This window comes from Streptomyces sp. NPDC016851 (genome assembly GCF_055562795.1).
Window position 1 is genome coordinate 277,008 of the sequence record NZ_JBVHEP010000008.1, and the last position, 13,080, is coordinate 290,087.

Here is a 13,080-nt window from a genome sequence, read left to right on the forward strand (position 1 = left end):
GGTCAGTGGGCGAAGGGCGGCTCGAAGCAGCCGCTCTCCGGGTACGGCCCGTTGGCCCGGGCATCGAAGTTCGACTTCTGCACGAATGCCGTGACGCAGGCGTCGTCATGGACGCGCAGCGCGACCTGTGCCCCCTCCGGCGTCACGTAACCGTCGCCCTTCCAGCGCCGGGACATCCCGGTGACGGTGAGCGTCCCGCCGAGCCGCTTGCCGTCCTTCGTGACGCGCTCCTCCTCGTAGCCGAGGCGCAGCAGGGCCGTCCGCACCGTCGCCGGGTCCCACTTCCGCTGCTCCCACAGCCGCTCGAGCACCGGCCGGATGCGCCCGGCCTCCCGCTCGGCGTCCTTCGCGTGGGCGGGAGACATCTCGCGCGACTGGCGGTGCGCGTTGTTCTCGTTGTAGTGCGGAGCGCCGTCACCGGCCCCCGGCTCCACGTACGGCGAGGCCCCGGTGGACGCACTGGGAGTGGCGCCCCGGGCGGTCGTCTCCTGGGCGTGCAGGTCACCACATGCGGAGAGGGCGGCGCCGAGGACCAGGGCGGATGCGGCAAGTGCGGCACGGCCGACGGGCGTTGAGGCGGACATGGAAGGACTTTCTCATGGCGGCCGACCGCTCGGATCGGTAGCCGGGCGGACGCCACTGAGTACGCGTACTCATGACGGCGGGCTTCCGGCGCCACCCCCGTTCGAAGCGCAGCCGGCATGCCCGTCGTGCGCCCGTCTCCGGCATCGAGGACCCTGGAGACAGCAGCCCGCCCCCCGATCCGGGCCGGTCAAGGAAAAGGCGGCAGCGCCATGACCATCGACGTGTCCGTGGAGCGCGTGATCCCGCTCCCGCCCGAGCGGGTGGCCGAGTACGCCATGGACTGGCGCCATGACGCCGAGTGGACGCAGGGCATCCGCACCGCGGAGCTGACCCGGGAGGCGGACGCGGGTGGCTTCGGCGTGGACGCCGAGGTCACCCGGACGGCCTTCTTCCTCGGCCGACGCATCGACTACGTCCTGAGGGTGGCCGCGCACGAACCACCGCATCTGCTGGACATGATCTCCGTGGCCGGCCCGATGCCCATGCACGTCACGTACGCCTTCGAGCCGCACGCCCGCGGCACACGCGCCCGCATTCGCGTCCGGGGCGGCGCAGGCGGCTTCTACCGGCTGGCCGCACCACTGCTGGCCCGCCAGGTCCGCTCTTCCCTCCGCAAGGACCTCCGCGACCTCGAACGGCGGCTCGTCGGACGGTAAACGGCACCCGTCACCGCGAGAAGGCATCGATTCACCCTATTGACACGTGGCCGAAACGCGCCCAGCATGAGGGCGTTCGCGATTCACGCTTGAATATCTATTCAACCCCTCTGTCTTCGGCCGGTGCCGCGAGGTCCCTCGCGACCCCCGAGACCAGTGATCAAGGACGATCCAGATGCTCACCTCAGACCCCGCCGGGATCGCGCGGTTCCGGGAACGGCGTCGGCGCATCGCCGGCGAAGACGCGGCCCGCCTGCACGAGTTGCGGCAGCTGTCCACCGACGTGCGCCGCAGCGTGGTGCGGATGATCGACGGCGCCCGGCTCGGCCACATCGGCGGCGACCTGTCGGTGACGGACATCCTCGCCACCCTGTTCGGCGGGGTGCTGGCCGTGGATCCCGAGAAGCCGCGCGACCCGGATCGCGACCGCTTCATCCTCAGCAAGGGGCACTGCGCGGCGGCCCTGTACGCGACCCTCGCCCACAGCGGCTTCTTCCCGCTGCCGGAGCTGTCCACGTTCATGGCGCCGCTCTCCCCGCTCAACGGCCACCCGAACCGCAGGAAGGTGCCGGGCGTCGAGACGAACACCGGGCCCCTCGGTCACGGCTTTCCCGTCGCGGTCGGCTGCGCGCTGGCGGCGAAGGTGTCGGGCCGGTCGTACCGCACGTTCGTCGTTCTCGGCGACGGAGAACTGCAGGAGGGCAGCAACTGGGAGGCGGCGATGACCGCCGCGCACCACGACCTCGCCTCCCTCACCGCGGTCGTCGACCGGAACCGCCTCCAACAGGGCGCCCGCACCGAGGAGACCAAGCGGCTGGAGCCCCTCGCGGACAAGTGGGCCAGCTTCGGCTGGGAGGTACGGGACGTCGACGGCCACGACCACGGCCGGCTGCTGTCCGCCCTGCGCCCGTCCACGACCGGCAGGCCGGTCGCCGTCGTGGCCCGCACCGTCAAGGGCAAGGGCGTGTCGTTCATCGAGGACCGCGTGGAGTGGCACCACAAGGTGCCCGATTCCGAACAGGTTCAGGCCGCCCTGGAGGAGCTCAGCCGATGACTGCCGATGTCATGCCCGAGGCCGCGGAGACCTACGACTGCCGTCAGGCGTTCGCGGACGAACTGATCGCGCTGGCCACCGAGGACGAGCGGATCGTCGCCGTCTGCAACGACTCCGTGGGGTCGAGCAACCTCGTCCGGTTCAAAGAGCTCTTCCCCGACCGCCTCGTCAACGTCGGCATCGCCGAGCAGGATCTCGTCGGCGTCGGCGCCGGTCTCGCGATCGGCGGGTTCGTCCCGTTCATCAGCGCGGCGGGCCCCTTCCTCACCGGCCGCGCCACGGAGCAGATCAAGACCGACGCCGCCTACAACGGACTTCCGCTCGTGCTCTGCGGCCAGAGCCCCGGTCTGGCCTACGGGGAACTGGGGCCGACCCACCACTCGATCGAGGACCTGTCCTGGATGCGGGCGATCGCCGATCTGGCCGTCGCCGTGCCCGCGGACCCGGCGCAGACCCGCGCCGCCGTCCGCTGGGCCGCCGCACACGACGGCCCCACCTACCTGCGCATCCCCCGGTTCAAGGTCCCGTCGGTCACGCCGCGGGACGCACCGTTCGAACCCGGCCGCAGCCTCCAGCTCACCGACGGCGACGACATCACCGTCATGGCCGTCGGGACCCTGGTCTCCCGCGCCCTGGCCGCCGCCCGGACACTGCGGGCCGAGGGCATCGGCCTGCGGGTGCTGAACATGACCTTCGTCGAACCGCTGGACGTGGCGGCCGTGCTGCGGGCCGCGCGCGAAACCCGGGGCATCGTCACCGCCGAGGAGGCGACCACCACGGGCGGCCTCGGCGCAGCAGTGGCGAGCGTCGTCGCGCAGAACCATCCCGTGCCCATGCGGATCCTCGGCGTCCAGCGGGAGTTCGCGCCGACCGGGAGTGCCGCCTTCCTGCTGGAGCACTTCGGGCTCACGGCCGACGGCATCGCCTCCGCCGTACGGGAGTTGCTGTGACACCTTCCCCTCGCTTCAAGGACAAGTGCGTCGTCGTCACCGGCGCCGCACAGGGCATCGGACGCGGGACGGCCGCACGGTTCGCCGGCGAAGGCGCGGACGTGCTGATGCTCGACCTGTCCGAGGCCGTCGAGGAGGCCGCCGAGGCGGTCGCCGCCCGGCACCCCGCCGGCCGCGCGCTCGGCATCCGCGCGGACGTCACCTCGGCGGACGACGTGGCCCGCGCCTTCGACCTCGCCGACCGGACCCGGGGCGGTGTGGACGTCCTGGTCAACAACGCCGGCGTCATCACCATCAGCCCCCTGGAGGACCTGAGCCTGGACGACTGGCAGAAGGTCCTCGCCGTCAACACCACGGGCACGTTCCTGTGCGCACAGGCCGCAGCCGCGAGCATGCGGCGGCACGGACGCGGCGGGCGCATCCTCAACGCCGCCTCGGGCCAGGCACGTCAGGGCTTCATCTACACACCGCACTACGCGGCCAGCAAGTTCGGGGTCGTGGGCCTCACCCAGAGCCTGGCGAAGGAACTCGCCAAGGACCGGATCACCGTGAACGCCTACTGCCCCGGCATCGTCGGCAGCGACATGTGGGACTACAACGACCGCGCGTGGGGCCGGCTGCTGGGCGACTACGAGCCCGGCGAACTCATGGCCGAATGGGTCGCGAACATCCCCCTCGGCCGGGCCGGTACCGACGACGACGTGGCCGGCCTCCTGCTCTTCCTCGCCTCCGAGGAAGCGGCGTACATCACGGGCCAGACGATCAACGTCGACGGGGGGATGTTCATGAACTAGCACGTCACGGGCGTGACGACAGCGCAAGCGGCCGAAGGCGGTCCCGCCGCTCCTCCCGACCTGGATGCACATTTCACTATCCGGAGACCTTCATGAGTACGACCAGCAACGCGGCGAAGCCCGTGGACGCGCAACCGGCCGGACGGCGGCTGAAGGCGCCGGCCTGGGCCACCGGACTGCTCACGGGATCGCGCGGTCCCGCTCTCGGCCTCGTCGCCATGTGCGTCGTCTTCTACATCGCGACGCCGTATTTCCTGACCCAGAACAACCTGCTGAACATCGTCGACCAGGCGGTGATCCTGGGTCTTCTCGCCCTCGGTATGACCGCCGTCATCATCACGGGCGGCATCGACCTCTCAGTGGGCGCGGTCCTGGCGCTGGCGACCATGGTGCTCGGCTGGCTCTCCCACGACCAGGGCTGGCCGCTGTGGCTGAGCGCCGTCGTCGCGGTCGGCGTCGCGGGAGCGTGCGGCCTGGCCAACGGGCTGGGCGTCACCTTCACCAGACTCCCGCCGTTCATCGCCACCCTGGCGATGATGTCCATCGCCCGCGGCCTGGCCAACGTCATCACCGACGGGCAGCAGATCGTCGGGTACCCGGACTGGTTCGACAACCTCTCCACCATCCGGTACCTCGGCGTCTTCACCTTCGTCACCTTCGTGCTCGTCGTGCTGTACGCGGCGGGGTGGGCCTACATGCGCTACCGGACCGGCGGGCGTGAGCTGTACGCCATCGGCGGCAGCTCCGAGGTGGCCAGGCTCGCCGGCATCAGCGTGCGGAAGCGGACGGTGCTCGTCTACACCGTGACCGGAGTCCTCGTCGGCCTGGCCGGTGTCTTCCTCTCGATGCGTCTGGACTCCTCGCAGCCGAGCGCCGGAACGGGCTACGAACTCGACGCGATCGCCGCCGTGGTGATCGGCGGCGCCAGCCTGAGCGGCGGCGTCGGCTCCGTCACCGGAACCCTGTTCGGCGTCCTGATCATCGGGGTCCTGCACAACGGGCTCAACCTGCTCGGAGTCTCCCCGTTCGTCCAGCAGATCGTCATCGGCGTGGTGATCGCCCTGGCCGTCATGGTCGATGTGCTGCGCCGGCGCGAGGCGCGCTGACCGTCCCGGCCCGTCCCCATCCAGCACCGAACCCTTTTCCCGCCTTTTCCCGAAGGAGCGCCATCGTCATGAAGTCGCACCACCGTTGGGCCGCCACCGGCATCGTGGCCGCTCTCGCCTTCAGCGCCACCGCCTGCAACAGAGACAGCGCCGCCACGACCACCTCCGACGGCAAGCCGGTGACGATCGGACTGGCCGTCGCCAATCTCCAGGCCGACTTCTTCAACCAGATCAAGCAGTCCGTCGAAGCCGAGGCGAAGAAGAAGGGCGTCAAGGTCGTCGTGGCGGACGCCCGCGGTGACGCGGCGACCCAGGTCAACCAGATACAGGACTTCATCAGCCGTCAGGTCAGCGCGATCATCTACATCCCGGCCGGCGCCACGGCCGCCGGCGTGCCGGTGAAGGCGGCGGAACGCGCGAAGATCCCCGTCATCACCGTCGACCGGAACCCCGAGGACGCCCCGGGCAAGTCGTTCATCGCCACCGACAGCGTCGCGGCCGCCCGGACGCTCGGTGAGTGGGTGATCAAGCAGAAGGACGGCAAGGGCCAACTGGCCGTCCTCCAGGGCCAGATCGGCACCACACCGCAGGTCGACCGGCAGAAGGGCTTCGGCCAGGCGCTCGCTAAGGCGCCCGGGATCAAGGTGGTCTCGCAGCAGACCGCCGACTGGGCGCAGGACAAGGCGTACTCCGTGGCCCAGGACATGCTCCAGGCCCACCCCGGCATCGACATCATGTGGGGCCAGGCCGACGCGATGGCTCTCGGTGCCGCGCAGGCGGTCAAGAGCGCCGACGGCAAGAAGCGTCTGATCGTCGGCTTCGACGGCGACGTCGCGGGCCTGAAGGCGGTCCGCAACGGCACCATCGACGCCACCATGGTCCAGCAGACCCAGAAGATGGGGCGGATGTCGGTCGACACCGCGCTGGACGTCGTCAACGGCAAGTCGGTCCCGGCGACGCAGTTGCAGCCCGCGTACCTGCTGACCAAGGACGACCCGGCGAAGGCCGACCAGTACATCAAGACCCACCCCTGAGCCCCGGGGAGCACCGTCATCATGACGAACGTCAGCCAAGCCCCGAGGGCCCGCACACACGAGGGCCTGATCGTCCGGGGCGTGTCCAAGCGCTTCGGCGCGACCCAGGCCCTGGACCGGATCGACCTCGACGTACGCCCCGGCGAGGTGGTCGCGCTGCTCGGTGAGAACGGCGCCGGGAAGTCCACCGTGGCCAACATCATCGCCGGCACGTTCCCCTCCGACACCGGTCACATGACCTGGCGGGGACGACCCTACGAGCCGAAGTCGCCCGGGGACGCCATCACCGACGGCATCGGTCTCATCCATCAGGAGACGCGCCTGCTGCCGGACCTGTCGATCGCCGAGAACGTCTTCCTGGGCCGGCTCCTCACCCGCGGCGGACGCATCGACCGTACGGAGATGAACCACCGTGCCGAGGAGCAGCTGCACCGGCTCGGTCTGGACATCTCCCCCACCCGGCTGGTCGGCACGCTCCGGGTGGCCGCGCAGCAACAGGTCGAGATCGCCAAGGCCCTGACGCTCGACGCCAGGCTGCTGATCCTCGACGAACCGACGGCCGCCCTGGGCGGCGACGAGACCGACCACCTCTTCGAGCGGATCGACGCGCTGCGCAAGGAAGGCGTGTCCTTCGTCTACGTCAGCCACCGCCTGGAGGAGATCGCCCGCATCTGCGACCGCGTCGTGGTGATGCGGGACGGGCAGAAGGTCGCCACGCACCCGACCGCACAAGTGCCCGTGTCGCAGCTCGTCGAGGAGATGGTGGGGCGCAGCGTCGAGCGCATCTTCCCCGACACGGGAGCGCCGGCGGAGCGTGAGGTGCTGCGCGTGGAGGGCCTGTCCAGCCCTTCCTTCCGGGACGTCTCCTTCGGCGTGCGCGCGGGCGAGGTGTTCGGCATCGCCGGGATCGTCGGCGCCGGACGCACCGAACTGGTGCGGGCGATCGCCGGAGTCGACCCGGTGAGCGCGGGGACGGTGTCCGTCGACGGCCGGGTGCTGCGCCTGCGCGGGCCCCGGGACGCCATCGACGCGGGGGTGGCGCTGGTACCCGAGGACCGCAAGGGCCAGGGCGCCGTGCTCGACCTGTCGATCGGGGACAACGTGGCCCTGCCCAGCCTCGACCGGATCGCCCGGCGGGGCTGGCTGAGCCCACGGCGCGTCACCGAGGTCGCCGGCGACGCCATCAGGACGATGACCGTCAAGGGACGGGCCGGGCAGCCGGTGCGGACCCTGTCCGGCGGCAACCAGCAGAAGGTCGTCATCGCCAAGTGGCTGGAACGCAAGCCCAAGGTCATCATCCTCGACGAGCCCACCCGCGGCATCGACGTCGGAGCCCGGGCCGCCATCTACGAGGTGATCGCGGACCTGGCCAGGTCGGGCATGGCCGTCGTGGTGGTCAGTTCCGACCTCGACGAGGTCCTGGGGCTGTCCCACCGCGTACTGGTCCTCAGCCGGGGACGCCAGCAGGGCATCCTGCCGGCCGAGGAGGCGACGAACTCCGCGGTCATGCACCTCGCCACGGCATGAGATCGATCCGAAACACAGATCTGAATGGATATGGCACACATGGTTCTCGCCCCAGTCCCCAGCGCCACGGCGCGGCTCGCCGGCATCAGGCGCGAGCTGCGCGAGGCGTCCCCGGCCGAGCGCGCCGCGCGCCTGGGGGAGCTGGCCCACTCGATCCGCCGCAGCGATCTGGAGATGATCAGCCGCGCCGGCCAGGGGCACATCGGCGGTGACTACTCGGCCGCCGACATCGTCACCGTGCTGTACTTCGCGGTCCTCGACGTGCGGCCCGGTGAGCCGGAATGGGCCGAGCGCGACCGGTTCGTGCTCAGCAAGGGCCACGCCGCGGGCATCCTGTACGCGACCCTGGCGCACGCCGGTTTCTTCCCCGAGGCGGAGCTGGCCACGTTCCTGGAGCCGCTGTCACCGCTCAACGGCCACCCCAACCGCCGCAAGGTGCCCGGGGTGGAGACCAGCACGGGTCCGCTGGGCCACGGCTTCCCGGTCGCCGTGGGGATGGCGGTCGCCGCCAAGCTGGACGGCTCCAGCCGGCGCACCTTCGTCCTCACGGGTGATGGTGAGCTGCAGGAAGGAAGCAACTGGGAGGCCGCGATGAGCGCGTCCCAGCATCGCCTCGGCCGGCTGACCGTGATCGTCGACCGCAACCGCTTCCAGCAGGGCGCCGCCACCGAGGAGACCTCCGGCCTGGACCCGCTCGACGCCAAGTGGGCCTCCTTCGGCTTCGACGTCCGCACCGTCTACGGCCACGACCACGAGGCTCTCTACCGGGCCCTGAGCGAGGAGCGCTCCCCCGACGACCGGCCCCGCTGCCTGATCGCCGACACGATCAAGGGCAAGGGCGTGTCCTTCATCGAGGACCGCGTCGAGTGGCACCACAAGGTGCCCACCGCCGAACAGACCGCCGCCGCCTTCGAGGAGCTGACCGCCCGATGAGCACCACCGCCGCCGCAGCCGCCGAGCTGCACGACTGCCGCAAGGCGTTCGCCGAGACGCTGATCGAGCTCGCGGAGGCCGACCGGCGCACCGTGGCCGTCTGCAACGACTCCGTCGGCTCCTCCAACCTCAAGGAGTTCCAGCAGCGCTTCCCGGACCGGCTGGTCAACGTCGGCATCGCCGAGCAGCTCATGGTCGGCGCGGGCGCGGGCCTCGCCAACGGCGGCCGTATCCCCTTCGTCTGCGCCGCGGCTCCCTTCCTCACCGGCCGCGCCCTGGAGCAGATCAAGGCGGACGTCGCCTACTCGCGGACCAACGTCAAGCTGTGCGCCATGAGCCCCGGCTTCGCCTACGGCCAGCTCGGCCCGACCCACCACGGCGTGGAGGACTTCGCCTGGCTGCGCACGCTGCCGGAGATGGTCGTCCTGGCACCGGCCGACCCGGCCGAGACGCGTGAGGCGCTGCGCTGGGCCCATCGGTACGACGGCCCCGTCTACCTGCGGATCGGCCGCACCAAGGTGCCGGACCTGGCTCCTCACGTGCCGTTCGAGGCCGGCCGGGCCACGTGCCTGCGCGACGGCCGCGACGTTACGCTGATCGGCGTGGGCACGACGGTTTTCGCCGCCTTGGTCGCCGCCGGCAAGCTGGCCGCCGAGGGTGTGGACGCCCGTGTGCTCAACTTCTCCACCGTCAAGCCGCTGGACGAGGAGGCGCTGCTCGCGGCAGCCGCCGAGACGGGCCGCATCGTCACCGTGGAGGAGGCCAACGTCCACGGCGGGCTCGGCAGCGCCGTCGCGGAGTTCCTCGCCGCCCGCACCCCGGTGCCGATGAAGCTGCTCGGCGTGCGCGACGAGTTCACCCCGACGGGCAGTGCGGCCTTCCTGGCCGAGTACTTCGGCATCGACGCCGAGGCCGTCGTCCGCGCCGCGCGCGAGTTGACAGGCGCCGGGCGGGGAGCCGCGGCATGAGTGCCGTGGGCGCGGGCGCCGTCCTCGCCCTCGACCAGGGCACCAGCGGGACGAAGGGACTGCTCGTCACGGAGGACGGCCGGGTGGTCGCCACCGCGCACCGGCCGCTGGCCCAGCGGTATCCCGAGCCCGGGTGGGTCGAGCAGGACCCGGCCGTGCTGTGGCGCGGCGTCATCGGCGTGGCGGAGGAACTGGCGGCCCGGGCGACCGCCGAGGGCACGCACATCCTCGGCCTGGGGCTGAGTGTCCAGCGTGAGGCCGTCCTGGTCTGGGACCCGGACACCGGCGCCGCGCTGTCGCCGCTGGTCAGCTGGCAGGACCGGCGCACCACCGAGCGCTGCGCCAAGCTGGCCGCCTCGGCCGAGGGCGAACTGATCAGCGGCCGCACCGGCCTGCCGGTCGACCCGATGTTCTCCGCGACCAAGGCCGAGTGGCTGCTGGACCGGCTCGACCCGGACCGCGAGGCGGCCATCGCCGGGCGGCTGCGCGTCGGCACGGTCGACGCCTGGCTGCTGCACCGGCTCACCGGCGGCGCCACCGACGCCACCGAGACCGGCTGCGCCTCCCGCACCCAGCTCGTGCGCCTGGACGCCGCCGACTGGGACCCCGATCTGCTCGACCTGTTCCGCGTTCCCCGTACGGCACTGCCCCGTGTCGCCGCCTCGGACGGTGCGGGCGAGGAGCTGGGACGTACCCGGAACGTACCGGGCCTCGCGGACGGGCTGCCCGTCGCGGCGGTCCTCGGCGACTCGCACGCGGCGCTCTTCGCGCAGAGCCACGGACGCCCGGGCGTGGTGAAGGCCACGTACGGCACCGGCGCCTCGCTCATGGTCCTCAACCCCGAGGGCCGGCGGTCCGGCGAAGGCATCGCCGCCACCCTGGCGTGGCGACGCACCCGGGACGGCGGTGCCGCGCACGCCCTGGAGGCGAACATCGCCTCGGCGGGCACGGCGATCCGCTGGGCCGCTCAGCTGCTCGGGACCGACCCGGCCGGCGTCGCCGCCCTGGCGGCCGGCGCGCGGCAGGACTCCGAGGTGTACCTGGTCCCGGCGTTCTCCGGGCTGGGCGCCCCGTACTGGGACCGCGGCGCCCGGGCGCTGCTCGTGGGCATGGACTTCGACACCGGCCCCGCCGAAGTGGCGCGTGCCGCGGTCGAGTCGATGGCCTTCCAGGTGGCCGACACGCTCTCCCGTTTCGACACCGTCCTCGGTGGCGCGGTCGCAGAACTCCGCACGGACGGCGGGCCGACGGGCAACGACCGCCTCGTGACGCTCCAGGCCGAACTGGTCGGCCGGCCGGTGCTGCGGGCGGGCCGCCCGGAGGTGTCCGCCCTGGGTGTCGCGTACCTGGCCGGCACCGCGCTCGGCCTCTGGGACGACGCCGATCTGCCCGCGCTCACCCCGCGGGGCACCCGCTTCACACCGCGCGAGGACGACGCCTGGCGCAACCGCCGTATGGCCGGCTGGCACGACGCGGTCGCCTGCTCCCGCGGAAAGCGGGCCTGACGCCGTCCGGGACCGGTGGCGCCGGCGCCCGTCCCCCTCCTTCGCTTCACCACGTCCGAAACATCCGAAAGAGCCGCATCATGACCTTCACCCCCGAGGCGTTCTCCCTCGACGACAAGGCCGCGTTCATCACCGGCGCGGGCAGCGGCATCGGCCGGGCCATCGCCCTGGGCTTCGCCGCCTGCGGCGCCGACGTCGCCTGTTTCGACCGCGACGCCGAGGCCGCCCGGGCCACCGCCGACCGGATCGTCGCGGCGCGCGGCAGGGCCGTGGGCATCGGTGGAGACGTCACCTCCGCCGAGTCCCTGGCCGACGCCGTTCACACCGCCGTCGCATCCATCGGACCGATCCGTACGGCGGTCAACTGCGCGGGCGTGGCCGGCGCCACCGCCGCCGAGGACATGCCCGCCGAGGACTTCCGCCGGGTCGTCGACATCAACCTCACCGGTGTGTTCCTCAGCGCCCAGGCCGAGGCCCGCGTGATGCTCGCCCACGGCGGCGGATCCATCGTCAACATCGCCTCCATGTCGGGCACCATCGCCAACCGCGGGCTGCTCCAGGCCCACTACAACGCTTCCAAGGCCGGTGTCATGCACCTCACCAAGAGCCTGGCCACGGAGTGGGCCGACCGCGGAATCCGGGTCAACTCGATCAGCCCGGGCTACACGCTGACGCCGATGAACCAGCGGCCGGAGGTGGCCGAGCGTCTCAAGGCGTACGCCGCCGACACCCCGCTGGGCCGCATCGCCGCGGTCGAGGAGATGGTGGGCCCCGCGGTCTTCCTCGCCTCCGACGCCGCGTCCTTCGTCACCGGCTCCGACCTGATCGTCGACGGCGGCTACGTCTGCTGGTGACCGGCGCCCGGCACGCGTTCGGAACCGCTGCCGAGTCGTGCGCGAGGGTCAGGCCATCAGGGCCGCCGCCGTCTCCTGGTCGGTCACCAGCACGTCCACCAGGCCGCCCGCCACGGCCGATTGGATCGCCTTGTGCTTACGGCTGCCGCCCGCCACCCCGATCTTACGGCGGGCGGCGGCGAGCTGCTCACGGGTGATGCCGACGACCCGGGAGTCCAGCTCGGACTCGACCGGCCGGCCCTCGGCGTCGTAGAACCGCAGACACACATCGCCCACCGCGCCCCGCTTCTCCAGCTCGGCGCGTTCCTCGTCCGAGAAGGCGTTGCCGCTGCGGGCGAGCGTGCTGGAGGGGGTGATCTCGCCGATGCCCACCAGCGCCACGTCCAGGTCGCCCAGCTCGCCCAGAGCCGCCGAGACGAACGGATCCGCGCGCAACGCCTGCGCGCTCTCAGCCGACCCGGCCACACCGGGCGCCTGCAGATAGACGGCCTCACCATTCACCAACTGCGCCAACTGCCCCGTCATGCGCGAGGCGTGGCCCGCCGCGGCGGGATCACCGATGCCGCCCACCGCCTGCACGATGCGCACGCCCTTCAGCCCGGGAACCGGCTGCATCGCCTGCACCGTGGCGAGCAGGGTGGCGCTCCACGAGGAGATGCCCACGGTGTCGCTCGAGCGCAACGTCGTCTGGAGGTAGTAGGCGGCGGCCGCGCCGAGATCGCCGAGCATCGTGCGCTCGTTGTCCGGGGCGGTGTCGACGACCAGCGCGAGTTTCAGGCCGTAGCGCTCCTGCAGACCGTCCTCCAGGTCGGGGTGCGTACCCGACGGCGGCGTCACGGTGATCCGCACGATGCCCCGGTCCTGCGCCTTCTTCAGCAGGCGCGAGACCTTCGCCTGCGACAGATCCAGCCGCGCCGCGATCTCCGGCTGCCGTATGCCCTGCAGGTGGTACAGCCGGGCCACGTGCGTCATCATCCGCAGTTCCTCGCCGACGATCGCCACGGGACTCCTCTTCTGCCGTCTCAGCCCTGCATAGATATTCGCACAGGCAGGCGGGACCCCGCCAAGAGGTCCCGCCCCGCCTTCAAGGAGTCATGCGGCAATGGGCCATGGC

Annotated in this window: 13 protein-coding genes; 11 read left to right on the top strand and 2 right to left on the bottom strand. The window is 71.6% G+C overall.

Annotated features, from left to right (window positions below):
- Positions 1 to 2 precede the first annotated feature (2 nt).
- Positions 3 to 584 (bottom strand): hypothetical protein, encoded by a 582-nt coding sequence (locus ACZ3I3_RS15775; protein ID WP_467365403.1) that lies wholly within the window; start codon positions 582 to 584, stop codon positions 3 to 5.
- Positions 585 to 794: 210 nt separating this feature from the next.
- On the opposite strand from ACZ3I3_RS15775, the gene ACZ3I3_RS15780 reads away from it, so the two are divergent.
- The 11 genes from ACZ3I3_RS15780 to ACZ3I3_RS15830 all read left to right on the top strand — a co-directional run bounded on the left by ACZ3I3_RS15780 (position 795) and on the right by ACZ3I3_RS15830 (position 11,966).
- Entirely contained in the window at positions 795 to 1,241 is a 447-nt protein-coding gene (locus tag ACZ3I3_RS15780; protein ID WP_467365405.1) for an SRPBCC family protein, read from the top strand.
- 175 nt (positions 1,242 to 1,416) lie between these two features.
- Entirely contained in the window at positions 1,417 to 2,295 is an 879-nt protein-coding gene (locus tag ACZ3I3_RS15785) for a transketolase (protein WP_467365407.1), read from the top strand.
- Positions 2,292 to 3,245, top strand: a complete 954-nt coding sequence (locus tag ACZ3I3_RS15790) for a transketolase family protein (protein WP_467365409.1) — start codon at positions 2,292 to 2,294, stop codon at positions 3,243 to 3,245. The genes ACZ3I3_RS15785 and ACZ3I3_RS15790 overlap by 4 nt, the downstream gene beginning before the upstream one ends.
- Entirely contained in the window at positions 3,242 to 4,039 is a 798-nt protein-coding gene (locus tag ACZ3I3_RS15795) for an SDR family oxidoreductase (protein ID WP_467365411.1), read from the top strand. Before ACZ3I3_RS15790 ends, ACZ3I3_RS15795 begins: the two co-directional genes overlap by 4 nt.
- Before the next feature lie 92 nt (positions 4,040 to 4,131).
- Positions 4,132 to 5,145, top strand: a complete 1,014-nt coding sequence (locus ACZ3I3_RS15800; RefSeq protein WP_467365412.1) for an ABC transporter permease — start codon at positions 4,132 to 4,134, stop codon at positions 5,143 to 5,145.
- Between the two features lie 68 nt (positions 5,146 to 5,213).
- The gene (locus tag ACZ3I3_RS15805; protein ID WP_467365414.1) at positions 5,214 to 6,179 is read left to right on the top strand and encodes a substrate-binding domain-containing protein; all 966 of its coding nucleotides are present in this window, start codon (positions 5,214 to 5,216) and stop codon (positions 6,177 to 6,179) included.
- A gap of 21 nt (positions 6,180 to 6,200) precedes the next feature.
- Complete coding sequence (locus ACZ3I3_RS15810; protein WP_467365416.1) at positions 6,201 to 7,706, top strand: sugar ABC transporter ATP-binding protein; 1,506 nt, start codon at positions 6,201 to 6,203, stop codon at positions 7,704 to 7,706.
- A 39-nt stretch (positions 7,707 to 7,745) separates the two neighbouring features.
- Positions 7,746 to 8,639 carry a transketolase gene (locus ACZ3I3_RS15815; RefSeq protein ID WP_467365418.1) on the top strand — a complete coding sequence of 298 codons (894 nt, stop codon included), beginning with the start codon at positions 7,746 to 7,748 and terminating at the stop codon, positions 8,637 to 8,639.
- The gene (locus tag ACZ3I3_RS15820; RefSeq protein WP_467365420.1) at positions 8,636 to 9,607 is read left to right on the top strand and encodes a transketolase family protein; all 972 of its coding nucleotides are present in this window, start codon (positions 8,636 to 8,638) and stop codon (positions 9,605 to 9,607) included. The genes ACZ3I3_RS15815 and ACZ3I3_RS15820 overlap by 4 nt, the downstream gene beginning before the upstream one ends.
- Positions 9,604 to 11,112 (top strand): FGGY family carbohydrate kinase, encoded by a 1,509-nt coding sequence (locus tag ACZ3I3_RS15825; protein ID WP_467365421.1) that lies wholly within the window; start codon positions 9,604 to 9,606, stop codon positions 11,110 to 11,112. The genes ACZ3I3_RS15820 and ACZ3I3_RS15825 overlap by 4 nt, the downstream gene beginning before the upstream one ends.
- An 80-nt stretch (positions 11,113 to 11,192) precedes the next feature.
- Positions 11,193 to 11,966, top strand: coding sequence for an SDR family oxidoreductase (locus ACZ3I3_RS15830; RefSeq protein WP_467365423.1), 774 nt, complete (start codon positions 11,193 to 11,195; stop codon positions 11,964 to 11,966).
- 48 nt (positions 11,967 to 12,014) lie between these two features.
- Here the strand turns inward: ACZ3I3_RS15830 and ACZ3I3_RS15835 are convergent, their stop codons facing one another.
- A complete protein-coding gene (locus ACZ3I3_RS15835) occupies positions 12,015 to 12,968 on the bottom strand; it encodes a sugar-binding transcriptional regulator (protein ID WP_467365425.1) in 954 nt (317 codons plus the stop codon).
- Between the last annotated feature and the right edge of the window lie 112 nt (positions 12,969 to 13,080).

Coding starts and splice junctions, on each gene's coding strand:
- ACZ3I3_RS15775 (WP_467365403.1), bottom strand. CDS start 584: ATGTCCGCCTCAACGCCCGTCGGCCGTGCCGCACTTGCCGCATCCGCC.
- ACZ3I3_RS15780 (WP_467365405.1), top strand. CDS start 795: ATGACCATCGACGTGTCCGTGGAGCGCGTGATCCCGCTCCCGCCCGAG.
- ACZ3I3_RS15785 (WP_467365407.1), top strand. CDS start 1,417: ATGCTCACCTCAGACCCCGCCGGGATCGCGCGGTTCCGGGAACGGCGT.
- ACZ3I3_RS15790 (WP_467365409.1), top strand. CDS start 2,292: ATGACTGCCGATGTCATGCCCGAGGCCGCGGAGACCTACGACTGCCGT.
- ACZ3I3_RS15800 (WP_467365412.1), top strand. CDS start 4,132: ATGAGTACGACCAGCAACGCGGCGAAGCCCGTGGACGCGCAACCGGCC.
- ACZ3I3_RS15805 (WP_467365414.1), top strand. CDS start 5,214: ATGAAGTCGCACCACCGTTGGGCCGCCACCGGCATCGTGGCCGCTCTC.
- ACZ3I3_RS15810 (WP_467365416.1), top strand. CDS start 6,201: ATGACGAACGTCAGCCAAGCCCCGAGGGCCCGCACACACGAGGGCCTG.
- ACZ3I3_RS15815 (WP_467365418.1), top strand. CDS start 7,746: ATGGTTCTCGCCCCAGTCCCCAGCGCCACGGCGCGGCTCGCCGGCATC.
- ACZ3I3_RS15820 (WP_467365420.1), top strand. CDS start 8,636: ATGAGCACCACCGCCGCCGCAGCCGCCGAGCTGCACGACTGCCGCAAG.
- ACZ3I3_RS15825 (WP_467365421.1), top strand. CDS start 9,604: ATGAGTGCCGTGGGCGCGGGCGCCGTCCTCGCCCTCGACCAGGGCACC.
- ACZ3I3_RS15830 (WP_467365423.1), top strand. CDS start 11,193: ATGACCTTCACCCCCGAGGCGTTCTCCCTCGACGACAAGGCCGCGTTC.